Origin of the sequence: Serratia sp. ASV30 (assembly GCF_016428815.1) — a bacterium.
GTDB lineage: Bacteria > Pseudomonadota > Gammaproteobacteria > Enterobacterales > Enterobacteriaceae > Chania > Chania fonticola_C.
On sequence record NZ_JAELTL010000019.1, the window covers coordinates 28,930 to 53,612 of the forward strand.

Genomic DNA, 24,683 nt, shown 5'->3' on the forward strand with positions numbered 1-24,683 from the left:
AATTCTAAGAGGTGAACAAAATTTAATCATCATTAAATATGATGTTATTGATTTGTTGGTGGCGTTTTGAGCGATCGACAAACGTGGCAGGTTCAAGCTTATTTGCATCAACAAGGCCGAGTGGCTGCGGCAAAAGGGACTAGTGTGTATAATGCCCGCCGCGATGCGCACGAGGACTGATGTGGTGAATGAATATAGTGATGAGTATTGGATGCGTCAGGCGTTAAGCCTGGCTCAACGTGCGCAGGAAGAAGGTGAGGTGCCGGTTGGGGCGCTGCTGGTGCTGGGCAATCAGGTGATTGGCGAAGGTTGGAACCGGCCAATCGGCCGCCACGATCCCACCGCTCATGCTGAAATCATGGCGCTGCGGCAGGGGGGGGCGGTATTGCAGAATTACCGCCTGCTGAATGCCACGCTGTATGTCACGCTGGAGCCTTGCGTGATGTGCGCCGGGGCTATGGTGCATAGCCGCATCCGTCGTTTGGTATACGGTGCGGCCGATGAAAAAACCGGAGCGGTGGGTTCGCTGGTGGATATTCTGCGCCATCCGGGCATGAATCATCAGGTAGAAATCGTCTCGGGCGTGCTGGCAGAAGAGTGCGCCGCCACCCTCAGCAACTTTTTCCGCATGCGTCGCGAGCAGAAAAAAGCGCTGAAACTGGCGCAGCGGGCCGGCAAAGACCCGCAATAACTACAGGGCGAGTGCCAGCTTGGCCTCCACGGCCGGATAGCCCTTGGCCAGTTCGGCCTGTTTCATCGCTTCTACCGCCTTCTTCTCTTTTTCCAACAGATAGCCCACCAGGCTGACCTGATAACGGCGGATGTTTTCCACGTAGTTATAGGCTTCGCGGCCACGGGCATAGCCATAGGTGAGTGACGGATAGTAGCGCTTCTGGCTCAGCATCGGCAGGCGCTGTTTCACATCGACCCAACTGTCGGGATTACCTTGCTGGCTTTTGGTGAGTTTACGCGCGTCCAGCATATGGCCCCATCCCATGTTATAGGCGGCCAGTGCGAACCAGATCCGCTCATCTTCCGGTACCGTGTCGGGTACCTTCTCCATCAGACGTTGCAGATAGAGCGCCCCGCCTTGAATACTCTGCTCCGGATCGAGCCTGTCGGTGACGCCCAGGCCGTCGGCGGTAGCTCTGGTCAGCATCATCAGCCCACGGACACCGGTGGGGGAGGTCGCCTGCGGATTCCAGTGCGATTCCTGGTAAGCGATGGCGGCCAGCAGCTTCCAGTCAATTTCGCTGGCATACTTTTCAAACAGCGAGCGGAAAGTGGGCAATACCGAGTCGATGGCCGACAGGAAGGTTTTGGTATCAACGTAGTCAAAACTGCCCACGTGCCCCAGATACTTCTCTTCCAACCGGGCCAGCGTGCCGTCTTCTACCCTTTGGCTATAAAAATCCAGCAGCGCGGCGTACAGGCTATCGTCATTGCTACGCTTCAGATACCAGGTCACAGGTTCTTCATCGGTAATGTCAAAAGCGACGGCCAGCTGTGGATGGATGCGTTGCAGCAGGGCAATGGTCACGGAGTCGCCGATGGTGTAATCCAGCTTGCCATCGGCCACCTGTTCCAGCAGCTCTTTCGAGGTCATATCGCTTGACGCTTCCCAACTGAGATCGGGGTATTTGCTTTGTTTGAGCTGCTTTAGCGTGCTGACGTGGGCCGAACCGGAGGCCACCGCCAGCTTGCCTTTGATATCGGCAAAGGTTTTTGGCCGCGTGGTTCCCAGCCGGTAAACCAACTGCTGGGAAACGGAATAGTACGCTGGGCCGGTACTGGCGCGGCTGAGGCGATCCCGGTTGTAGATCAGCCCGGCGGCGAGAATATCGGCATTGTCATCATCGAGATCGTCAAACAGGTCATTGATGTTTTGGTGTGGGATCACCACCAGCTTGACCCCCAGGTAGTTGGCAAAGCTTTTGGCCAGCTCATAGTCAAGGCCACTCGGCCCCTGCGGGGTAGTGAAATAGGTTAACGGTGAGTTTAACGTGCTGACGCGCAATTCTCCCCGCGATTTGATCGCCTCGAGCTGGCCTCCCTGTCCACCACGCCAGGCGATATTGGGCCACAGGGCAAGCGCCAGCAGCAGGGCCACAACACCGATTAGAATGTAATTTATTTTCAGGCGTTTCAAATAGTTATCTCAAATAAATGCACGCTTTATGTTGACCGTAATCAGGATTTTTTCATGGTTAAATCACCAGTGCCGGGGCATTTTGCGCAACATTACGCCAGCGCGCAACTTTATTGATAGGTTATGAGAATTCGGCAACGGGAATAGCTTTTATCAATAATAGCTACGCAAACGGTTTCGTCGGCGGCTTGGATTATCTATAATGGCGCGCGTTTTCCCCCTGTTGCGCCCAATGAAGTGCTGAACCCAGTTGCTTCGAAGACGAGAGAACTTTGATTATGGAAATACTGCGTGGTTCGCCCGCTTTATCGGCTTTTCGTATTACCAAACTACTGTCCCGCTGCCAGGATGCTCAACTCCCGATCGTTGATATCTATGCCGAGTACGTTCACTTTGCCGATGTCAGCGCACCGTTAAGCGCCGAAGAGCAGGCCAAGCTGCAGCGGTTGCTCAAGTACGGCCCTTCTCTCGCTGAACATGCTCCGCAAGGCCGACTGCTGTTGGTGACGCCACGCCCGGGCACCATTTCGCCGTGGTCTTCCAAAGCCACCGATATCGCCCATAACTGTGGCCTGACGCAGGTGGTTCGTCTTGAACGCGGCCTGGCATTTTATGTCACAGCGCCGACCCTGACCGAGGCCCAGTGGCAACAGCTTGCCACCCTGCTGCACGATCGCATGATGGAAACGGTATTCAGCGAGCTGCAACAGGCGGAAACACTGTTCTCTCATCATCAGCCCGCACCGTATCAGACGGTGGATATCCTGGCCCAAGGCCGCAGCGCGCTGGAACAGGCCAACACCAAACTGGGGCTGGCCCTGGCGCAGGACGAGATCGACTACCTGCTGGCCGCCTTTACCGAGTTGGGGCGCAACCCAACGGATATTGAGCTGTACATGTTCGCACAGGCCAACTCCGAACATTGCCGCCACAAGATTTTCAACGCCGACTGGGTCATCGACGGCGAACAGCAACCGAAGTCGCTGTTCAAGATGATCAAAAATACCTTTGAGCAGACGCCGGACTACGTGCTTTCTGCCTATAAAGATAACGCAGCGGTGATGGAAGGTTCCCAGGTAGGGCGCTTCTTTGCCGCGCCGCAAAGCGGCCTGTATGACTATCATCAGGAAGAAGCACACATCCTGATGAAGGTGGAAACCCACAACCATCCAACGGCGATCTCGCCTTGGCCAGGAGCTGCGACCGGTTCTGGCGGTGAAATCCGCGACGAAGGCGCAACCGGCCGTGGCGCGAAGCCGAAAGCTGGCCTGGTAGGGTTCTCGGTTTCCAACCTGCGTATTCCGGGTTTCGAACAGCCTTGGGAACAGGATTTCGGCAAACCGGATCGCATCGTCACCGCGCTGGATATCATGACCGAAGGCCCATTGGGCGGCGCGGCATTCAATAACGAGTTTGGTCGTCCGGCGCTGGTCGGTTACTTCCGTACTTATGAAGAGCGCGTCAATAGCCACAACGGCGTTGAGCTGCGTGGCTACCACAAACCGATCATGCTGGCAGGCGGCCTGGGCAACATCCGCGCCGATCATGTGCAAAAAGGTGAGATCACCGTTGGTGCCAAACTGGTGGTGCTGGGTGGCCCGGCGATGAACATCGGTTTGGGCGGCGGGGCGGCTTCGTCGATGGCCTCTGGCCAGTCTGATGCCGATCTGGATTTTGCTTCGGTGCAGCGTGATAACCCGGAAATGGAACGCCGCTGCCAGGAAGTGATCGACCGCTGCTGGCAGATGGGCGATAGCAACCCGATCTTGTTTATCCACGATGTGGGTGCCGGTGGTCTGTCGAACGCGATGCCGGAACTGGTTAGCGACGGTGGCCGCGGTGGCCGGTTCGAACTGCGTGACATTCTCAACGACGAGCCGGGCATGAGCCCGCTGGAAGTGTGGTGTAACGAATCCCAAGAGCGTTATGTGATGGCGGTAGCGCCTGAGCAGATGGCGACCTTCGAGGAAATCTGCCGCCGTGAGCGCGCGCCTTTCGCGGTGATTGGCGAAGCGACGGAAGAACGCCATCTGACGCTCAACGATCGCCACTTTGATAATCAGCCGATCGACATGCCGTTGGATGTGCTGCTGGGCAAAACGCCAAAAATGACCCGCGACGTGAAACGTCAACAGGCGAGCGGCGAAGCGTTGCAGCGTGCTGGTATCTCCATTGCCGATGCGGTCAAGCGGGTGCTGCACTTGCCAGCCGTCGCGGAGAAAACCTTCCTGATCACCATTGGCGACCGTACCGTCACCGGCATGGTTGCGCGTGACCAGATGGTCGGCCCGTGGCAGATCCCGGTAGCCGACTGTGCAGTAACCACGGCCAGCCTGGACAGCTATTACGGGGAAGCGATGTCGATCGGTGAGCGTGCTCCCGTCGCATTGCTGGATTTTGCCGCCTCTGGCCGCCTGGCGGTAGGGGAAGCGTTGACCAACCTGGCCGCGGTGGAAATCGGTTCGCTCAAGCGGGTGAAACTTTCCGCCAACTGGATGGCCGCAGCGGGCCACCCTGGCGAAGATGCCGGTCTGTATGAAGCGGTGAAGGCGGTGGGGGAAGAACTTTGCCCAGCGTTGGGGATCACCATTCCGGTGGGTAAAGACTCGATGTCGATGAAAACCCGCTGGCAGGAAGGCAATGAACAGCGGGAAATGACGTCACCACTGTCGCTGGTGATCACCGCATTTGCTCGCGTCGAAGATGTGCGCCACACCGTGACGCCGCAACTGCGTACCGACAAGGGTGAAAGTGCGCTGTTACTGATCGACCTGGGCAATGGTCACAATGCCCTGGGGGCAACGGCGTTGGCGCAGGTCTATCGCCAACTGGGCGACAAGCCAGCCGATGTACGCAACGTGGAGCAATTGGCCGGTTTCTTCAACGCGATGCAGCAGCTGGTGGCGGATCGTGCGCTGTTGGCCTATCACGACCGTTCCGATGGCGGCCTGTTGGTCACCTTGGCCGAGATGGCGTTTGCCGGGCATTGCGGCGTGGAAGTCGATATTCAGGCGCTGGGTTCCGACGCCTTGGCTGCCTTGTTCAACGAGGAACTGGGTGCGGTGATCCAGGTGCCTGCTTCGCAGCTGGCAGCCGTACAGCAAGTATTTGCCCAACACGGTCTGACGGATAATGTGCATCACCTTGGCCAGGCGCTGAGTGGCGATCGTTTCGTTATCACCAGCGCTGGCAAACCGGTGTACAGCGAAAGCCGCAACACCCTGCGTACCTGGTGGGCTGAAACCACCTGGCAGATGCAGCGTCTGCGTGATAACCCGGAATGTGCCGATCAGGAGCACCAGGCCAAGCAGGATGAACGCGATCCGGGCCTGAACGTCAAGCTGACCTTCGCGACCGATGACGATATCGCGGCACCTTATATCGCCAAGGGCGCACGCCCCAAGGTTGCGGTATTGCGTGAGCAAGGGGTTAACTCCCACGTTGAGATGGCGGCGGCGTTCCACCGTGCCGGTTTTGATGCGGTTGACGTTCACATGAGCGATCTGCTGGCAGGCCGCCGCGATCTGCAAGAGTTCCATACGTTGGTGGCCTGTGGCGGCTTCTCTTATGGCGACGTGTTGGGTGCCGGGGAAGGCTGGGCGAAATCGATACTGTTCAACGAGCGCGTACGTGATGAGTTTGCCGATTTCTTCCATCGTCCGCAGACCTTGGCACTGGGCGTTTGTAACGGTTGCCAGATGATGTCTAACCTGCGTGAACTGATCCCGGGGGCTGAACATTGGCCGCGCTTTGTGCGCAACCTGTCGGATCGTTTCGAAGCGCGCTTCAGTCTGGTGGAAGTGGCCAGTAGCCCGTCGCTGTTTATGCAGGGTATGACAGGCTCGCGCATGCCGATTGCCGTTTCTCATGGTGAAGGCCATGTAGAAGTGCGCGATGCGGCGCATCTGGCGGCGTTGGAACATCACGGCCTGGTTGCGTTGCGCTTTGTCGACAATCATGGTCAAGTGACCGAAGCTTACCCTGCCAACCCGAACGGTTCACCGAATGGGATTACCGCAGTGACCAGCAGCAATGGCCGCGCCACCGTAATGATGCCGCATCCTGAACGCGTGTTCCGCACCGTCAGCAACTCCTGGCATCCAGAGGAGTGGGGTGAAGACAGCCCTTGGATGCGCATGTTCCGCAACGCTCGCAAGCAACTGGGGTGATTTAACCTGAGGTTTGCGTGAAAGTTTACTAAGGCGCTGCATTGGCGCCTTTTTTTATTTCTTTATTTTTTAAGTGGTTAGCTAATATGTCGGTTTTTTGAGACAAAGGCCATATTGCCTGTCTCTAAAAAGAGACATTTAACTCATTGATTTTAATCAGGGTTAAAGCGATTGGATTTAGTTGTCGTGTTTTGGCGACGGTGTGTCGGATTAATACTCAAACTCGACTACCCAGGTAGCGCGCTGGACGTGACGTTAAAATAATTTATTGTTAATAAACAATATTATAAAAATATTTTTATAAAGTTGGCACGGATGGTGCATTATAATTATCAGTTGCTCATTCACCTTTTTATGATTGGCCCCGTCTAGTACGGAACAGCGCCTCATAAGCCTCTGAATGATGCCTAAGAAATGGTGCCTATCGTCCAACCAAACCGATAACAGACGCGCAAGCGACTTTATCAAGCATCGGACGACACGTGGAGTGAGGCACCGCCTAGTATCCAACTGTGATGAAGCGTTCATCAATCCCGGATACTTTTTGGATGCTATTCGTCCTGATCAGATGCCAGCCTAGTGCTACATCACCTGGGGACGAGGAGTAAGGGCATCCACATATTCCTTGCGATGGGGCATCATGCCCCAGCGTCAATATCCAAACCGCATTGCCTTCGTTATTTCCCTCGATACGTTCTCAAACCACATCAGTTTCCTCTTTTGGGGATAACGCGTTTTTGCTTATCTAAGCGCCATTAATCCGCTGCCGGGCTTTTCTCTCCCCGGATTGTCGGTTAGCATCTGGGCAGACTAGAGATAATGAGATGATTTCTTTGAAAAGATGGCGTCTATTTCCACGCTCGTTGCGCCAATTGGTCGTAATGGCGTTCCTGCTGGTGCTGTTACCGTTGCTGGTATTGGCTTATCAGGCCTACCAAAGCCTGGATCATCTCAGCGCGCAGGCGGCGGATATCAACCGTACGACGCTGGTGGATGCCCGCCGTAGTGAGGCAATGACCAGCGTGGCGCTGGAAATGGAGCGCAGCTATCGCCAGTATTGCGTACTGGTCGATCCGACCCTGGAGCGGCTGTACCAGAACCAGCGTAAACAGTATTCACAAATGCTGGATGCCCACGCCCCGATCCTGCCGGACGAACGTTACTACCAGACACTACGTAAACTGCTGACTCAGCTTGCCACCATCAAGTGCCAGAGCAGCGGGCCGGACAAGGACGCTTCACAACTGTTAGAGTCTTTTTCACATTCCAACGCCGAAATGGTCCAGGCCACGCGTACCGTGATTTTTTCCCGTGGGCAGCAACTGCAACAGGCGATCGCCGAGCGCGGCCAATACTTTGGCTGGCAGGCGCTGTTGCTGTTCCTGGTCAGCGTGCTGTTGGTGGTACTGTTTACCCGCATGATTATCGGGCCCGTCAAGGCCGTTGAGCGTATGATTAACCGTTTGGGGGAAGGGCGACCCATCGGCATGACGGCGTCCTTTAAAGGTCCACGTGAACTGCGTTCTTTGGCTCAGCGTATTGTCTGGTTGAGCGAGCGCCTGGCCTGGCTGGAATCGCAGCGCCATGAGTTCCTGCGCCATATCTCCCATGAGTTGAAAACGCCGCTGGCCAGCATGCGTGAAGGCACCGAGCTGTTGGCTGATGGTGTGGCAGGCCCGCTCACCTCCGATCAGAAAGAGGTGGTGGCGATCCTCGATCAGAGCAGCCGCCATCTACAATTGCTGATTGAGCAACTGCTGGATTACAACCGCAAACTGGCAGATGGCCCGTCGGAACATGAAAACGTCGAGCTGGAAGAACTGGTGGATATGGTGGTCGCCGCCCACAGTTTGCCAGCTCGTGCCAAGATGATCCGTACGGAAGTCAAACTTGAGGCGGAAATCTGCTGGGCAGAGCCTACGCTATTAATGCGCGTACTGGATAATCTCTACTCCAATGCGGTGCACTACGGCAAGGAATCCGGTAACATTTGGATCCGCAGCCGCCAGGTCGGCCAACGGGTACAGATTGACGTTGCCAATACCGGCAGCGCGATCCCGCAAGCGGAACGCACCATGATTTTTGAGCCTTTTTTCCAGGGGAGTCACCAGAGAAAAGGGGCCGTTAAAGGAAGCGGACTGGGGCTGAGCATTGCACAGGACTGTATTCGCCGTATGCGTGGCGAATTGACATTGGTGGATCTCGCCGATGCCGACGTCTGCTTCCGTATTGAATTGCCATTAACCGCCGAGAATGAATAAATAATGTACACAGGGTCTAATCGCGCTTATCAATCGCAGACCGAAGGTTCACCGCGTGTTTTTCTACGCGCACCGCTCGGCAAACATTCGCTTTCTTTTTTGGGCACGATCCTTTTTGCCCCGTTTCTGCTGATCGGCTGTGTCGATCGTGCCGTCAGTAGCGGCCCGGCCCAGCAGCAACAGGAAGCGATCCCGGATACCAAGGTGGTGGATTACCGCATTGCGCCTTGCGATACGCTATGGCAACTTGACGAAAAAGAAGCCTTGGAAAACTCACTCTTTTGGCTAAGGGCGATGGACTGCGCCGATCGTATTGGCTCCACGCAGGCCAGAGCGTTGGCGAAAACCCTGCCGGGCAACGATTGGCAGAACGTGTTCAAGCAAAGCATTTTGCTGGGCAGCGCTGAGCCAAGCTCGAGCGAGCGCCGCCAGATCATCGATCGTCTGAACAGCTATCGCCTCGAATTCCCTAACTCGCTGCGTCCATTGCTGCAACTGTGGCGTCAGCAGCAGGCGTTGCAAGTGAACCTGTTTGACGAGCGGGCGCGTTACCAGCACCTGCAGGAAAGTTCGGACAGCCAGATCGATTCGCTGCGCCAGAACCAGATCCATCTGCAGAGCCAGTTGCAGGAGACCTCCCGCAAACTGGAGAACCTGACCGATATCGAACGCCAGCTTTCGTCACGCAAGCAACTGCAGGGGGAAATCCCGGAAAGCAGCGTGGCGCAGCCTAAAGCAGATGCTGCAGGCAAGCCCGCAGCACCCGCCAGAGTGGCCGAGCCCGCAGAGCCAGCCCCGGTGACTGAAACCGGTACCGCCTTGCCGGTAGAGCCGGAAGAGACCTACACGCCGCCCGCGGCTAACAAGGAGTCCCCAGCGCAATGACAGCTCGCAAACCGGCCAATCTTTTGTTGGTTGACGACGATCCCAGCCTGCTTAAGCTGTTGGGAATGCGCCTGACCAGCGAAGGTTTTCACGTTACCACGGCGGAAAGCGGACAAGAGGCCTTGCGTCTGCTGGCCCGTGAAAAGATCGACCTGGTGATCAGCGATCTGCGGATGGATGAAATGGACGGCATGGCGCTGTTTGCCGAGATCCAGAAATACCAGCCGGGGATGCCGGTGATCATCCTGACCGCCCACGGTTCCATCCCGGACGCAGTGGCGGCGACCCAGCAGGGGGTGTTCAGCTTCCTGACCAAGCCGGTCGATCGTGATGCGCTGTATAAGGCGATCGATGAAGCGCTGTCGCTGTCGTCGATCCCTGCCGGTGATGACAGCTGGCGTGAGGATTTTGTCACCCGTAGCCCGATTATGCTGCGGTTGCTTGAACAGGCCAAGATGGTCGCCCAGTCGGACGTCAGCGTGCTGATCAATGGCCAGAGCGGCACCGGCAAAGAGGTGCTGGCACAGGCCATCCATGCGGCCAGCCCACGGGCCAAGAAAGCCTTTATCGCCATCAACTGCGGTGCGTTGCCGGAGCAACTGTTGGAGTCGGAGCTGTTTGGTCATGCCAAGGGGGCGTTCACCGGTGCCGTCAGCAGCCGTGAAGGTTTGTTCCAGGCGGCAGAAGGGGGCACGCTGTTCCTGGATGAGATTGGCGATATGCCGCTCTCGCTGCAGGTAAAATTGCTACGCGTGTTGCAGGAACGCAAGGTGCGCCCACTGGGCAGCAACCGCGATCTGGATATTGACGTACGTATCATTTCCGCCACCCACCGCGATCTGCCTAAGGCGATGGTAAAAAACGAGTTCCGTGAAGATCTCTATTACCGTCTGAACGTGGTTAACCTGAAAATACCGGCGCTCAACGAGCGGGCCGAAGATATCCCGCTGCTGGCCAACCATCTGCTACGTGCTTCGGCGCTGCGCCACAAACCTTTTGTACGCAGTTTCTCCTCCGATGCCATGAAACGCCTGATGACCGCCAGTTGGCCCGGCAACGTGCGCCAGTTGGTGAACGTGATCGAGCAGTGCGTGGCATTGACCACGGCGCCGGTGATCAGTGAAGCGCTGGTCGAGCAGGCGCTGGAAGGGGAAAACACGGCGCTGCCGACCTTTGTCGAGGCGCGCAACCAGTTTGAATTACACTATTTACGTAAACTGTTGCAGATCACCAAGGGTAACGTCACCCAGGCCGCGCGCATGGCGGGCCGTAACCGTACTGAGTTCTATAAATTGTTGTCGCGCCATGAACTGGACGCCAACGATTTCAAAGAATGATGTTTTCTTTTCTGAACCTGCATGCGCAGGTTCTCAACAAAGTAGCCGGAATGATTTACACTCCGTTTTCTTTGTTGTGGCATGGCAGACCATAGAGATATGAGCAGATCACTTTCCATTGCGTTGGCCCAGCTGAATTTGCTGGTGGGCGATATTGAAGGCAACAGCGAGCGCATGTTGCAAACCGTGCAGGAGCAGCAGAAGGCGGGAGCCGATCTGGTCATGTTCACCGAACTGGCGCTGTCCGGCTATCCGCCGGAAGACTTGCTGTACCGTGATGATTTCTACCAGCGCTGCGATACTCAGCTAAGCCGCTTGCAGCAGGCCTCCGCCGATGTGGCGATCCTGGTCGGCCACCCGTGGCGTGAAGATGGCAAGCTGTATAACGCGCTGTCCCTGTTCTCTGAGGGGGCTTTGCAGGCCCGTTACTTCAAGCAACAGCTGCCTAACTACGGCGTATTCGATGAGAAGCGCTATTTCCATGCGGGTGATAAAAACTGCGTGGTGGAGCTGAAAGGTTATCGCCTGGGGTTGCTGATCTGCGAAGACCTGTGGTTCCCGGAACCGGTCGATGCGGCGAAAGCGGCGGGGGCAGAGATCCTGCTGTCGATCAACGCTTCCCCGTATAACCGTGAAAAGCCGTATATCCGCAAAACCCTGATGGCGGGCCATTGCCAGCGTACCGGTCTGCCGTTGGTCTATCTGAATCAGATCGGCGGGCAGGACGAACTGATTTTCGACGGCTGTTCAAAAGTCTTTGATGCCGCTGGCAATATGACTCATCGCCTGGCGGCTTTCGCCGAGCAGGTGACTCTGCTTGAGTTCAAAGGCCTGGAAGTGGTGCCGATGACGGCTCCGGCGGCGGAGTTGCCACAGCTGGCGCAGGTGTATGAAGCGCTGGTGCTGGCCGTACGCGACTATGTGACCAAGAACGGTTTCAAAGGTGCGGTGCTGGGCTTGTCTGGCGGGATCGACTCGGCGCTGACCCTGGCGATCGCCGTGGATGCGTTGGGCAAAGACAAGGTTCAGGCCTTGATGATGCCGTTCCGCTATACGGCAGACATCAGCATCGCCGATGCCAAGGAAGAGGCCGAAATCCTCGGTATCGAATTTGACATCGTCTCGATTGAACCGATGTTCGACGCCTTTATGGGCCAGCTCGCCCCGATGTTTGCTGATACCGCACGGGATACCACCGAAGAAAACCTGCAGGCCCGCTGCCGCGGCGTGGTGCTGATGGCCTTGTCTAACAAACGCGGTAGCATCGTGTTAACCACGGGTAACAAAAGCGAGGTGGCTGTCGGGTATTGCACGCTGTATGGTGATATGGCCGGTGGCTTCGACGTATTGAAAGATGTGCCGAAAACCCTGGTGTTCAAGCTTTCCGAATACCGTAATACTGTCTCCTACGTGATCCCTCAGCGGGTGATCGATCGTCCACCGTCTGCTGAACTGGCGCCGGATCAGCTCGATCAGGACAGCCTGCCACCGTATGACATTCTGGATGCTATTCTGGAAGGTTATGTCGAGCGCGATAAATCGGTTGCCGATCTGGTTGCTGAGGGCTTTGAAGAAGCCGTGGTGCGCAAGGTGATCCGCCTGGTGGATATCAACGAGTATAAACGCCGTCAGGCCGCCGTCGGGCCGCGCATTACCGCCCGTAACTTTGGCAAAGACCGCCGCTACCCGATCACCTCCGGCTTTGGCCGTAAAAATTGGTAATTAAGGAATAAAAATGAAAAAAATTGACGCGATTATCAAGCCCTTCAAACTGGATGACGTGCGTGAAGCACTGGCCGAAGTCGGCATCACCGGCATGACGGTGACAGAAGTGAAAGGCTTTGGTCGCCAGAAGGGCCATACCGAACTGTACCGTGGTGCCGAGTATATGGTCGACTTCCTGCCAAAGGTTAAAATCGAGATCGTAGTGGCTGACGATATCGTGGACACCTGCGTGGAAACCATCATGCAGACGGCGCAGACCGGTAAAATCGGCGACGGTAAAATCTTTGTCTTCGACGTGGCCCGTGTGGTGCGTATCCGTACCGGCGAGCAGGACGAAGAAGCGATTTAATCATTCGGCTGACAAGCCCAACAGGCTCACAACAAAGGCGCGGCTTAGCTGCGCCTTTGTTGTTTTTGTGCACTGCCTCCCTATTTGCGTTCTAAAAAAGCGAACGATATCGCGTTTTTCACACATTTCCTGATGGCTTTCCGGTGAGCATCTACACTCAAACCAACTGTTTTGTTTGAGGTTGTTACCATGATGACGTTACGCCAAATCCGCCATTTTATTGCCGTGGCCGAAACCGGGTCGATCTCGGCGGCGGCGCAGGCGGTGTTTGTGTCACAGTCTTCGCTTACGCTGGCGATCCAGCAGTTGGAAACCGACATTGGTGTGCGGTTGTTTGAACGTCACGCCAAGGGAATGAACCTGACCCACCAGGGGCACCAGTTCCTGCGCCAGTCGTATCTGATCCTGGCAACGGTGGATAATGCCAAGCGCAGCCTGCAACTAGGCACCGAAAGCCTGAGTGGCAAATTGACCATCGGCGTCACCAGCCTGGTGGCGGGGTATTTCCTGGTTGAGCTGCTCAAGCGCTTCAAGTCTGCCTATCCTAACGTGACCATCCAGGTGATTGAGGACGAACGGCCCTATATCGAGCATTTGCTGGTGAGCGGTGAAATTGATATCGGGGTGCTGATCCTGTCTAACATTGAAGACCGCGATGCCTTACAGACCGAAGTGCTGATGCACTCCCCGTATCGCCTGTGGCTGCCGCCGCTGCACCCGCTGCTGGAGCACGAAAGCATCGGTTTGGCAGACGTGGCCAAACAGCCGCTGATCCAACTCAACGTTGATGAAATGGACGTTCATGCCCGGCGTATCTGGGGGAGAGCGGGCCTGAAGCCGGAGATCGCCATGAAGACCGCCTCCACCGAAGCGGTGCGCAGCCTGGTGGCGGCAGGCATGGGCATTGCCATCCTGCCGGATATGGCTTACCGCGCCTGGTCGCTGGAAGGCAATATGATCGAAGCGCGCAAGCTGGTGGATTTGCTGGAACCGCTGGATATCGGCCTGGCCTGGCGGCGTGGCAGCGCACGGCCTGAATTGGTGACGCCATTCCTCACCATTGCGCGGGAGAACAGCAAAACGAACATGACTGGCCTCAAGCCTTCGATTTAATCGAACGCTGCCTTCAGTATTTAGAATTTGTTGTCCGCAGTGCGCTCGCTTAGTCTGATTAAAACTAACTTATCACATTTAGTTAACGTTTTTGTCACATGAGGCAGCGCAATGGCAGAGTTACAGTTGGTTTCAGGTTTGTCCTGTCGGCAATTCATTAACGGCGAATCGGTCGAGGGTGAAGGCCACCAGGAGACCATTGTTAATCCTGCCAACGGTGAAACTCTGGTTTCCATTGCCGAGGCAACGCCAACTCAGGTGGGTCACGCAGTTGCCGCCGCGCAGCGGGCATTTTCCCACTGGTCACGGACCACTCCCGCTTTCCGAGCAACAATCCTGCTGCGTATTGCCGATGCCATTGAACGGCAGGCAGAACATCTGGCGCGCCTTGAAGCGCTGAACTGCGGTAAACCTTTCCATCAGGCACTGAACGACGATCTCCCCGCAGCCATTGACGTATTCCGCTTCTTCGCCGGGGCCGTGCGCACCCAGCAAGGCCAGTTGGCCGGTGAATATGTTGAGGGCCATACCTCAATGATCCGGCGTGACCCGATCGGTGTGGTGGCCTCTATCGCGCCATGGAACTATCCGCTGATGATGGCGGCCTGGAAGATTGCTCCGGCGCTGGCCGCAGGCAACACCGTAGTATTCAAGCCCTCCGAACATACCCCATTGACCATCCTGGCCTTGGTGCCTGCGTTGCAGGAAATCCTGCCGCCAGGCGTGTTGAACATTGTTTATGGCGGTGGCGAAGGGGTGGGTAGTCATCTGGTGGGTCATCCGCAGGTTCGTTTGGTTTCGGTTACCGGCGATATCGTTACCGGGCAAAAAATCCTGCAGGCGGCGGTCAAAAGCGTCAAGCGTACCCATCTGGAACTGGGCGGTAAAGCCCCGGTGATCGTCTGTGACGATGCCGATTTGGATGAGGTCGTCAGCAGTATCCGCACCTTCGGTTACTACAATGCCGGGCAGGATTGCACCGCGGCCTGCCGCATTTACGCCCAGGCAGGAATCTATCCGAAGCTGGTGGAAGCTTTGGGGGAGGCAGTCTCTAGCCTGCGCTTTGCCCGCAAGCGCGACGAAGATAATGAAATTGGCCCACTAATTAGCAGCCGCCAGCGTGACCGGGTGGCCAGCTTTGTCGAACGGGCCCTCAGCCAGCCACATATCGAATTGATCACTGGCGCGGCGGCGCACTCTGGCCCCGGCTTTTACTACCAGCCCACGCTATTGGCTGGCTGCCTGCAAACCGATGAAATCGTCCAGCGTGAAGTGTTTGGCCCGGTGGTCAGCGTGACGCGTTTCGACACCCTGGAGCAGGCGGTGACCTGGGCCAATGACTCCGAATACGGTCTGGCCTCCTCGGTCTGGACACAGAATATCGACCGCGCGCTGCATATCGCGGCGCATTTGCAATATGGCAGCACCTGGATCAATACCCACTTTACCCTGGCGAGCGAAATGCCCCACGGTGGCTTAAAGCGCTCCGGCTACGGCAAAGATCTCTCCAGCGATTCATTACAGGATTACAGCGTTGTCCGGCACGTGATGGCGAAGTTCAAGGCTTCCTTCTAGCCACACGGCCGATAAAAAATCGGCGGCAACCGTTCCTTGCCGCATATCTACTGCAACACAGGGGTAATTACGATGGGAAAAACACACGCAATCACCACAGTCACCGCGCTCTGTATGACGATCCTTTGCGGTATGGCTCAGGCTGCTGATACGCCGCAGCAGTTGGGCAAAGGGGAAGGGCGATTGGACATCATCGCCTGGCCCGGTTACATCGAACGTGGTCAGTCCGACAAGAACTACGACTGGGTGACCCAGTTTGAGAAACAGACCGGCTGTGCGGTGAATGTGAAAACCGCCGCGACCTCGGATGAAATGGTCAGCCTGATGGCGAAAGGCGGTTACGATCTGGTGACCGCTTCTGGCGATGCGTCGTTGCGCCTGATCTTCGGCAAACGCGTTCAACCAATCAATACCGCGCTGATCCCTAACTGGAAGAATATCGACCCACGCCTGATAAACGGCCCTTGGTACAACGTGGCGGGCAAAACCTACGGTACTCCGTATCAGTGGGGGCCAAACCTGCTGATGTATAACACCAAAACCTTCCCGACGCCGCCAGACAGTTGGGCCGTGGTGTTCCAGCAGCAAAACCTGCCGGACGGCAAGACCAATCAGGGCCGGGTGCAGGCTTACGACGGCCCAATCTATATCGCCGATGCGGCTCTGTTCCTGAAAGCGACTCAACCCCAGCTTGGCATCACCGACCCTTACCAACTGAACGAAGAGCAGTATCAGGCGGCGCTGAAACTGCTGCGCAACCAGCACGCGCTGATCCACCGTTACTGGCATGACACCTCGGTACAGATGAGCGATTTCAAAAACGAAGGCGTGGTGGCCTCCAGCGCCTGGCCATACCAGGCCAACGCCCTGAAAGGCGAAGGCCAGCCTACCGCTACCGTATTCCCGAAAGAAGGGGTTACCGGCTGGGCAGATACCACCATGTTGCACGCCGAGGCTAAGCATCCAAGCTGCGCCTACCAGTGGATGAACTGGTCGCTGGAGCCGAAGGTCCAGGGTGACGTTGCGGCCTGGTTTGGTTCATTACCAGCAGTTCCAGCAGGCTGCAAGGCCAGCACCTTGCTCGGCGACAAAGGGTGTGAAACCAACGGTTTCAACCAGTTCGACAAGATTGCCTTCTGGAAAACGCCACAGGCCGAGGGCGGCAAGTTCGTCCCTTATAGCCGCTGGACACAGGACTACATCGCCATTATGGGCGGTAGATAACTCTCATTGCTCTCACCTGCGAGCGCCAGACGGCTCCCTCTCCCTTTGGGAGCGTTGGGGTGAACAACTGGACTACATCGCCATTACGGGCGGTAGATAACCACCACTGTTCTCACCTACGAGTGTCTGACGGCTCCCTCTCCCTTTGGGAGAGGGTTGGGGTTACATCGCCATTACGGGTGGTAGATAACCACCACTGTTCTCACCTACGAGTGCCTGACGGCTCCCTCTCCCTGTGGGAGAGGGTTGGGGTGAGGGGCAACATTTTGGAGCGTACATCATGACCATTGCTGTGCAGTTTATCGATGTCTCGCGCATTTTCGGCGATGTTCGCGCCGTAGATCGGGTTTCTGTTGAAATACAGGACGGCGAGTTTTTCTCCATGCTTGGGCCTTCTGGCTCGGGTAAAACCACCTGCCTGCGGTTGATTGCCGGCTTTGAGCAACTGAGCTCCGGCTCCATCCGCATTCATGGGCAAGAGGCGAGCAATCTGCCGCCTTATCAGCGCGATGTGAATACCGTGTTCCAGGACTATGCGCTGTTCCCGCATATGTCAGTGCTGGAGAACGTGGCCTACGGCCTGATGGTGAAAGGCGTTGCCAAGCGTGAACGACTGGCCCGGGCAAATCAGGCGTTGGAAAGTGTGGCGTTAGGGTTTGCCGCTGAACGTAAACCGGCGCACCTTTCCGGCGGCCAGCGTCAGCGCGTTGCTCTGGCTCGTGCATTAGTCAATCGCCCACGCGTACTGCTACTGGACGAACCGCTCGGGGCGTTGGACCTGAAATTGCGTGAGCAGATGCAGGGGGAGTTGAAGAAGCTGCAACGCCAATTGGGCATCACCTTTATCTTCGTCACGCACGATCAAAGCGAAGCCCTGTCGATGTCCGATCGGGTGGCGGTATTTAACAATGGCCGTATTGAGCAGGTAGATGCGCCACGCGAACTGTATATGCGGCCAAGAACGCCGTTTGTTGCCGAGTTTGTCGGTACGTCCAACGTGGTACGCAGCGAACTGGCGGAACGGTTGCTGGGGCAATCGGCCACCTTCTCGATCCGCCCGGAGCATATCCGCCTGCTGGATCAAAGCGGCGCAACGCAAGGGGAAGTTCAGGTTCAGGGCACCTTGCAGGATATCCATTACCAAGGGGCGGCGACACGCTATGAAATCGCCCTCAGCAGCGGTGAGAAACTGCTGGTCAGCCAGGCTAACCCGCAGTGGCAGGCCGTGGCACAGCAGCGCCTGATCGGCCAGCCGGTCACCGCCTGTTGGGCCAGAGAGGCAATGGTACCGCTGCTGGAGGAGAGGTGAGATGGACATGAGCATCGAGCAGCCGGCAGCGCCCGGCGGTAAAATTCGCGCGATTTCAACCTACCTGTACCGCAAGCCAACGCTGTATCTGCTGTTATTGCTGGTGCCACCGCTGCTGTGGTTTGGGGCGGTGTATCTGGGCTCGTTGCTGACCTTGCTGTGGCAGGGTTTTTACACCTTCGACGATTTCACCATGACGGTGACGCCGGATCTGACCTTCGCCAACCTGAGCGCGCTGTTCAACCCGGCCAACTACGACATCATCGTGCGTACGCTGACCATGGCAGTGGTGGTTTCGCTGGCCAGTGCGGTATTGGCATTCCCGATCGCCTATTACATGGCCCGCTATACCAGCGGCAAGGTGAAGGCGTTCTTTTATATTGCCGTGATGATGCCGATGTGGGCTAGCTACATCGTTAAAGCTTATGCCTGGACGCTGCTGCTGGCGAAAGACGGCGTGGCCCAGTGGTTCCTGCAACATATGGGGCTGGAGCCGGTATTGGCGAGCATTCTGAGCATTCCCGGCGTAGGGGGTAATACGCTATCCACTTCCGGTCTTGGGCGCTTCCTGGTGTTTGTCTATATTTGGCTGCCGTTCATGATCTTACCGATCCAGGCGGCGTTAGAGCGCTTGCCACCTTCGTTGCTGCATGCTTCTGCGGATCTGGGGGCTCGCCCATCGCAGACGTTCCGCTATGTGATCCTGCCGCTGGCGGTACCGGGGATCGCAGCCGGTTCTATCTTTACTTTTTCGCTGACGCTGGGCGACTTTATCGTGCCACAGCTGGTGGGGCCGCCGGGCTACTTTATCGGCAGCATGGTGTATGCCCAACAGGGGGCGATCGGCAATATGCCGATGGCGGCTGCCTTTACGCTGGTGCCGATCGTCCTGATCGCCATTTATCTCTCGATTGTGAAACGCCTGGGGGCCTTCGATGCACTCTGAACGCGCGCCGTTAGGGCTGAAACTGGCCGCCTGGGGTGGCCTGATCTTCCTGCACTTCCCGATAGTGATTATCGCCATGTACGCCTTCAACACCGAAGACGCGGCGTTCAGCTTCCCACCGCGGGGTTTTACCCTGCATTGGTTCAGCGTGGCGGCGGGGCGGCAGGACATTATTGATGCGGTACTGCTTTCGGTGCAGATCGCCTGCCTGGCCACGGCGATTGCGCTGGTGCTCGGCACGTTGGCAGCAGCGGCGCTGTATCGCCGGGACTTCTTCGGCAAGGACAGCATTTCGTTGCTGCTGCTGTTACCTATTGCCTTGCCGGGGATTGTCACCGGTCTGGCGCTGCTGGCGGCGTTTAAGGCGCTGAATATCGAACCGGGGATCATGACGATCGTCATCGGCCATGCCACCTTCTGCGTGGTGATCGTGTTCAACAACGTGATCGCCCGCTTCCGCCGTACCTCACACAGTCTGATCGAAGCCTCGATGGATTTGGGGGCTGATGGCTGGCAGACCTTCCGATACGTGATCTTGCCGAATCTGGGCTCGGCACTGTTGGCGGGGGGGATGCTGGCGTTTGCCCTGTCATTCGACGAAATCATCGTGACCACCTTTACCGCCGGGCACGAACGTACGCTGCCGCTGTGGCTGCTGAATCAACTGGGCCGTCCACGTGATGTGCCGATCACCAACGTGGTCGCGCTGTCGGTGATGGTATTGACGATGTTCCCGATCCTGGGCGCGTACTACCTGACCAAAGGCGGAGAAAGCGTCGCTGGTAGCGGTAAATAGCATCCCCTTCGTCTTTCAAGCCATGGCGTTGTTGGCTGCGAGCGTAAACCCCAGTCACTTATTTTGTATAAGCTCTTGGGGATTTACGCTCTTGCCGCCTAGCTATGACTTGAAATCCATTGGGGATGGGAACTGTATTTCTAAGAATGAATAACCAGGTGTTTGCCATAAAGGCAGGCACCGAATTACGCCAACATTTTCAAAGGATAACCCTATGCAATGCCAACTGCTGATTAATGGTCAACTGGTTACCGGCCAGGGCGAAAAGTTGCCGGTCTACAACCCGGCGACGGGAGAAGTGATTGTGCAGGTGGCCGAGGCCAGCGCACAGCAGGTTGAAGAGGCCGTGCTGGCCGCCGATGCGGCGTTTGAACAGTGGGGGCAAACCACCCCGAAAGAACGTGCTGAGCACTTACTGGCGCTGGCGGACGTGATTGACCAGCATGCGGAAACCTTCGCCAAACTGGAATCCCTCAACTGCGGCAAGCCTTATCACTGCGCGTTGAATGACGAATTGCCTGCGGTGGCCGATGTCTTCCGCTTTTTTGCCGGTGCCAGCCGTTGCCTGAGTGGAATGGCGGCCGGTGAATATCTGGCGGGACACACCTCGATGATCCGCCGCGATCCGCTGGGTGTGGTGGCTTCGATTGCTCCCTGGAACTACCCGCTGATGATGGCCGCCTGGAAGTTGGCACCCGCGTTGGCGGCGGGGAACTGCGTGGTGATCAAACCTTCTGAACAGACGCCGCTAACCACCTTCAAGCTGGCCGAACTGGCTGCTGGCGTATTTCCGCCGGGCGTACTCAACGTGTTGTTTGGCCGTGGTGCCAGCGTGGGCGATGTGCTGACCGGCCATGACAAGGTGCGCATGGTGTCTCTTACCGGTTCTATTGCTACCGGCGAGCATATCATTGCCCATACCGCACCTGGGATTAAACGCACCCATATGGAGCTGGGAGGCAAAGCGCCGGTAATCGTCTTCGATGATGCCGATATCCAGCAGGTTGTTGACGGTATCCGCACCTTCGGTTTTTACAATGCCGGGCAGGATTGCACAGCCGCCTGCCGGATCTATGCGCAAAAAGGCATTTACCCACAACTGGTGAAAGCGCTGGGTGAAGCGGTGGCCAGCTTGAAGATCGGGCCTCCGGAAGACAGCAGTACCGAATTAGGGCCGTTGATCACTTCCCAGCATCTGGAGCGAGTGATTGGCTTTGTTGAGCGAGCCAAAGCACTGCCTCATATCCAGGTGGTCACCGGGGGTGAAAAAGTCGCTGGCCCTGGCTTCTATTTCCAACCAACGCTGTTGGCAGGCGCGCGCCAGGAAGATGAGATCGTCCAGCGTGAAGTGTTTGGCCCGGTAGTGACGGTGACGGAATTCGACGACGAAGCGCAGGTGCTGGCCTGGGCCAACGCCTCCAATTACGGCTTGGCTTCCTCCTTGTGGACGCGTGACGTAGGGCGTGCCCATCGCCTGAGCGCGCGTTTGCAATATGGCTGCACCTGGGTCAACACCCACTTTATGCTGGTGAGTGAAATGCCACACGGCGGGCAGAAGCTGTCTGGCTATGGCAAAGACATGTCGATGTACGGGCTGGAGGATTACACCACCATTCGCCATGTGATGTTCAAACACTAATCTGCTTGATCTGGCTGGATTTATACGCACAATAACGCGGCTCTCAGGCTGGCTTCGGCTGGCCTGATAATAATAAAGAATAAAAGGACGCTTTTATGGCTATCACCCGTCGCGATTTTCTTAATGGGGTGGCGATCACCATCGCCGCCGGGCTAACGCCGATGCAGATCCTGCGCGCATCGCCGCAAGCCGCCCATCAAACTCTGTATTACCCACCCGCGTTAACTGGCCTGCGTGGCAATCATCCAGGCTCATTTGAACATGCCCACCAACTGGGGCGTGATGGCAAAACCTTTGATTTTGGCCGCCTGCCGATCGAGGAGGAATTCGATCTGGTGGTCGTCGGCGCTGGTATCAGCGGACTGGCGGCGGCCTGTTTCTGGCAGCAGATGAAGGGCAAACAGCAACGTATTTTGCTGATTGATAACCATGATGACTTTGGCGGCCACGCCAAGCGTAACGAATTCAGCAGCGAGAACGGCACCCTCCTCGGCTATGGGGGCAGCGAATCGTTACAGTCGCCGCGTTCCAACTTCAGCCCGGTTGCCATGGGGTTGCTGAAAAATCTGGGCGTTAGCCTGGACGGTATGGAAAAGGCCTTCGACACCACCTTCTACCCAGACCTGAATCTCAGCCGTGGCGTCTACTTCGATCGCCAGAACTTTGGCGTTGATAAGGTGGTGAGTGGCGATCCGGGCCGAGTGGTGGCGGATGATATTCCGCGCGATCGCCTCAATGGTCGCTCTTATGAAGATTTTATCAACGACTTCCCGTTGCCGCAGGCCGATCGCCAGGCCTTGATTGCGCTGCACACCGTCGAAAAAGACTACCTGCCGGGCCTGAGCCAGGAAGATAAGGTGGCCTGGTTGGACAAGCACAGCTATAGCCAGTTCCTACGTGAGAAAGTGGGGCTGAGCGAAATGGCGATCCGCTATTTCCAGCAAACCACCAACGATTTTCAGGCCGTCGGCATTGATGCTACCTCATGCAGCGATGCCCGAATCTGTGATCTGCCGGGCCTCAACGGCATGAACCTGCCGCCGCTGGACGAGGAATCGCAGGCCGATCTTGACGATCCCTATGTATTCCACTTCCCGGATGGCAATGCCACGCTGGCTCGCCTGATGGTGCGCCATTTAATCCCGGCGGTGGCAGCGGGTGGCAAAGATATGAACGATATCATCCTGGCGCAGTTTGATTACAGCCAGCTGGATCGTCCAGAGTCGCCGGTGAAACTACGCTTGAACAGCACCGGGCTGCACGTGGCCAACGTGGGTGATAAGGCCGAGGTGGCCTATATCAACGGCGAGAAGATGGTCAAAGTGCGTGCCGGGCAGGTGGTGATGGCCGGTTACAATATGATGATCCCTTATCTGATCCCGGAAATGCCTCACGAGCAGCAAGAAGCGCTGAAGCAGAACGTCAAATCGCCCTTGGTGTACAGTAAGGTGGTGATCCGCAACTGGCAGCCGTTTATCAAACTGGGGGTGCACGAAGTCTATTCTCCTACCGCGCCTTACAGCCGGGTGAAACTGGACTATCCGGTAAGCATGGGGGGATATCAGCACCCGCGCGATCCAAACCAGCCTATCGGGCTGCATATGGTGTATGTGCCGACCTTGTCCGGCAGCGGCCTGAGCCCGCGTGAACAGTCGCGCAAAGGACGAGCGCTGTTGCTAGGAACCCCGTTTGAGGTACACGAGCAGATGATCCGTGAACAGTTGCAGGGCATGTTAGGTGATGCCGGATTTGATCATCAGCGGGATATTCAGGCGATCACCGTCAACCGCTGGTCGCATGGTTACTCCTATTTCCTCAACGGCATGTTCGATGATGAAGATGAGGCTAAAAAGATCATCGAAACCGCGCGGCAGCCGATCGGCAAGATCGTCATTGCCAATTCTGATTCCGACTGGAGCCCGTATGCCAACTCGGCGATCGATCAGGCTTGGCGAGCAGTGAATGAACTGGCTTACGGCAAAGTGGCTGCCAAGGAGGGGGTATGACATTACGTCCGTTGTATCTGATGCTGTTACTGGCTGGTGGCTCGGCTCACGCCATGTCCGCCGGTGAATACGTGGCCAAGGCAGGGGACTGTACGGCGTGCCATACGGCTCCGGGTGGTAAGGAACTGGCGGGTGGGATGAAGTTCCCAACGCCGGTGGGGGATATCTATGCCACCAATATCACACCGGATAAACAGCAGGGGATTGGCAGCTACAGCTTTGAAGAGTTCGACCGTGCCATGCGGCAGGGCGTGGCCAAAGATGGGCATCGTTTGTATCCCGCTATGCCTTATACCTCTTACGCCAAAATGAGCGAGCAGGACATGCGCGCTCTGTATGACTACCTGATGCACGAAGTCCCGGCGCAAGACACTGCCAACCGGGAAAGCGATATCAGCTGGCCGTTGTCCATGCGTTGGCCGTTAGCGGTATGGAATATGCTGTTCCATGAAGACCAAACCTATCAGCCAGACAGTAAGCAAAGCGCCCAATGGAATCGCGGCGCCTATCTGGTGCAGGGGTTGGGTCACTGTGGCAGTTGCCATACTCCGCGCGGCTGGGCGATGCAGGAACAAGGGCTGGATAACCAATCTCCAGAGTTCCTGAGTGGCGCAGAGTTGGATGGTTGGTATGCACCGAGCCTGCGTGGGTTGAAGCCGGATGATGTGGTTGCGCTGCTGAAAAGCGGCCGTAGCCGACATGCGGCAGTGGCCGGGCCGATGAGTGACGTGGTGGCGCACAGCACGCAATACCTCAGCGATGACGATTTAAAAGCTATCGCACAGTATGTGCACAGCCTGGAGATAGAGGCACCGAAACCTGTAGCAACCATGGCGGCATCAAGCGCGAGCATGGCTTCTGGCGGGCAGACCTATGCGATGTACTGCTCAACTTGCCATGGCAATAAGGGGGAGGGGAGCGACAACGTAATACCTGCTCTGGCGGGTAATCTGTCGGTGACGGCGGAAAATCCGCTGACCGCCTTGCGCGTGGTGCTGGAAGGCGCTCACACGCCGGTCACCCAACATGCCACGGCGATCGTTATGCCGGGTTATGGCTGGGTGCTCAACGATCAGAAGACTGCCGATCTGATGAGCTATCTGCGAGGAAGCTGGGGGAACCAGGCTGCGCCGGTGACGGCGGAACAGGTACGGGATGCATGGAAGCGGACTAAATAATAGAGTGTAGAGGCGCAGCATT

General features: G+C 56.8%; 17 protein-coding genes. 16 read left to right on the forward strand and 1 reads right to left on the reverse strand.

From position 1 onward, the window contains the following. Positions 1 to 184: 184 nt before the first annotated feature. Positions 185 to 691: a tRNA adenosine(34) deaminase TadA gene (gene tadA, locus JHD74_RS10865; protein WP_199062705.1), complete on the forward strand. Its 507-nt coding sequence runs from the start codon at positions 185 to 187 to the stop codon at positions 689 to 691. Here the strand turns inward: tadA and mltF are convergent, their stop codons facing one another. Then, the gene (gene mltF / locus JHD74_RS10870) at positions 692 to 2,149 is read right to left on the reverse strand and encodes a membrane-bound lytic murein transglycosylase MltF (RefSeq protein WP_199062706.1); all 1,458 of its coding nucleotides are present in this window, start codon (positions 2,147 to 2,149) and stop codon (positions 692 to 694) included. A 275-nt stretch (positions 2,150 to 2,424) separates the two neighbouring features. Between mltF and purL the strand changes: the two genes are divergently transcribed. From purL to JHD74_RS10945, 15 genes are all read left to right on the forward strand, one after another. Then, complete coding sequence (gene purL / locus JHD74_RS10875) at positions 2,425 to 6,318, forward strand: phosphoribosylformylglycinamidine synthase (RefSeq protein WP_199062722.1); 3,894 nt, start codon at positions 2,425 to 2,427, stop codon at positions 6,316 to 6,318. A gap of 824 nt (positions 6,319 to 7,142) precedes the next feature. Further along, positions 7,143 to 8,579, forward strand: coding sequence for a HAMP domain-containing sensor histidine kinase (locus JHD74_RS10880; protein ID WP_074029482.1), 1,437 nt, complete (start codon positions 7,143 to 7,145; stop codon positions 8,577 to 8,579). A 3-nt stretch (positions 8,580 to 8,582) separates the two neighbouring features. Beyond that, positions 8,583 to 9,464 carry a two-component system QseEF-associated lipoprotein QseG gene (qseG, locus tag JHD74_RS10885; RefSeq protein ID WP_199062707.1) on the forward strand — a complete coding sequence of 294 codons (882 nt, stop codon included), beginning with the start codon at positions 8,583 to 8,585 and terminating at the stop codon, positions 9,462 to 9,464. After that, positions 9,461 to 10,801 (forward strand): two-component system response regulator GlrR, encoded by a 1,341-nt coding sequence (glrR, locus tag JHD74_RS10890; RefSeq protein WP_021178888.1) that lies wholly within the window; start codon positions 9,461 to 9,463, stop codon positions 10,799 to 10,801. The genes qseG and glrR overlap by 4 nt, the downstream gene beginning before the upstream one ends. Positions 10,802 to 10,900: 99 nt before the next feature. Beyond that, positions 10,901 to 12,523 carry an NAD+ synthase gene (locus JHD74_RS10895; protein WP_186530995.1) on the forward strand — a complete coding sequence of 541 codons (1,623 nt, stop codon included), beginning with the start codon at positions 10,901 to 10,903 and terminating at the stop codon, positions 12,521 to 12,523. A 13-nt stretch (positions 12,524 to 12,536) separates the two neighbouring features. Further along, a complete protein-coding gene (gene glnB, locus JHD74_RS10900) occupies positions 12,537 to 12,875 on the forward strand; it encodes a nitrogen regulatory protein P-II (protein ID WP_004847623.1) in 339 nt (112 codons plus the stop codon). 189 nt (positions 12,876 to 13,064) lie between these two features. After that, entirely contained in the window at positions 13,065 to 13,988 is a 924-nt protein-coding gene (locus JHD74_RS10905) for a LysR substrate-binding domain-containing protein (RefSeq protein ID WP_021178886.1), read from the forward strand. A gap of 111 nt (positions 13,989 to 14,099) precedes the next feature. After that, positions 14,100 to 15,563: a gamma-aminobutyraldehyde dehydrogenase gene (locus tag JHD74_RS10910; protein WP_065686622.1), complete on the forward strand. Its 1,464-nt coding sequence runs from the start codon at positions 14,100 to 14,102 to the stop codon at positions 15,561 to 15,563. 72 nt (positions 15,564 to 15,635) lie between these two features. After that, entirely contained in the window at positions 15,636 to 16,787 is a 1,152-nt protein-coding gene (gene ydcS / locus JHD74_RS10915; RefSeq protein WP_199062708.1) for a putative ABC transporter substrate-binding protein YdcS, read from the forward strand. A 280-nt stretch (positions 16,788 to 17,067) separates the two neighbouring features. Continuing rightward, positions 17,068 to 18,096 (forward strand): ABC transporter ATP-binding protein, encoded by a 1,029-nt coding sequence (locus tag JHD74_RS10920; protein WP_021178883.1) that lies wholly within the window; start codon positions 17,068 to 17,070, stop codon positions 18,094 to 18,096. 1 nt (position 18,097) lies between these two features. Further along, positions 18,098 to 19,042, forward strand: a complete 945-nt coding sequence (locus tag JHD74_RS10925) for an ABC transporter permease (RefSeq protein WP_021807702.1) — start codon at positions 18,098 to 18,100, stop codon at positions 19,040 to 19,042. After that, positions 19,032 to 19,838, forward strand: coding sequence for an ABC transporter permease (locus JHD74_RS10930; RefSeq protein WP_021178881.1), 807 nt, complete (start codon positions 19,032 to 19,034; stop codon positions 19,836 to 19,838). The genes JHD74_RS10925 and JHD74_RS10930 overlap by 11 nt, the downstream gene beginning before the upstream one ends. Before the next feature lie 214 nt (positions 19,839 to 20,052). Continuing rightward, positions 20,053 to 21,477 (forward strand): aminobutyraldehyde dehydrogenase, encoded by a 1,425-nt coding sequence (patD, locus tag JHD74_RS10935; protein WP_199062709.1) that lies wholly within the window; start codon positions 20,053 to 20,055, stop codon positions 21,475 to 21,477. 95 nt (positions 21,478 to 21,572) lie between these two features. Next, positions 21,573 to 23,483 (forward strand): FAD/NAD(P)-binding protein, encoded by a 1,911-nt coding sequence (locus JHD74_RS10940; protein WP_199062710.1) that lies wholly within the window; start codon positions 21,573 to 21,575, stop codon positions 23,481 to 23,483. Next, on the forward strand, positions 23,480 to 24,661 hold the full coding sequence (locus JHD74_RS10945) for a cytochrome c (RefSeq protein WP_199062711.1): 1,182 nt from the start codon (positions 23,480 to 23,482) through the stop codon (positions 24,659 to 24,661). The genes JHD74_RS10940 and JHD74_RS10945 overlap by 4 nt, the downstream gene beginning before the upstream one ends. Positions 24,662 to 24,683: the final 22 nt, after the last annotated feature.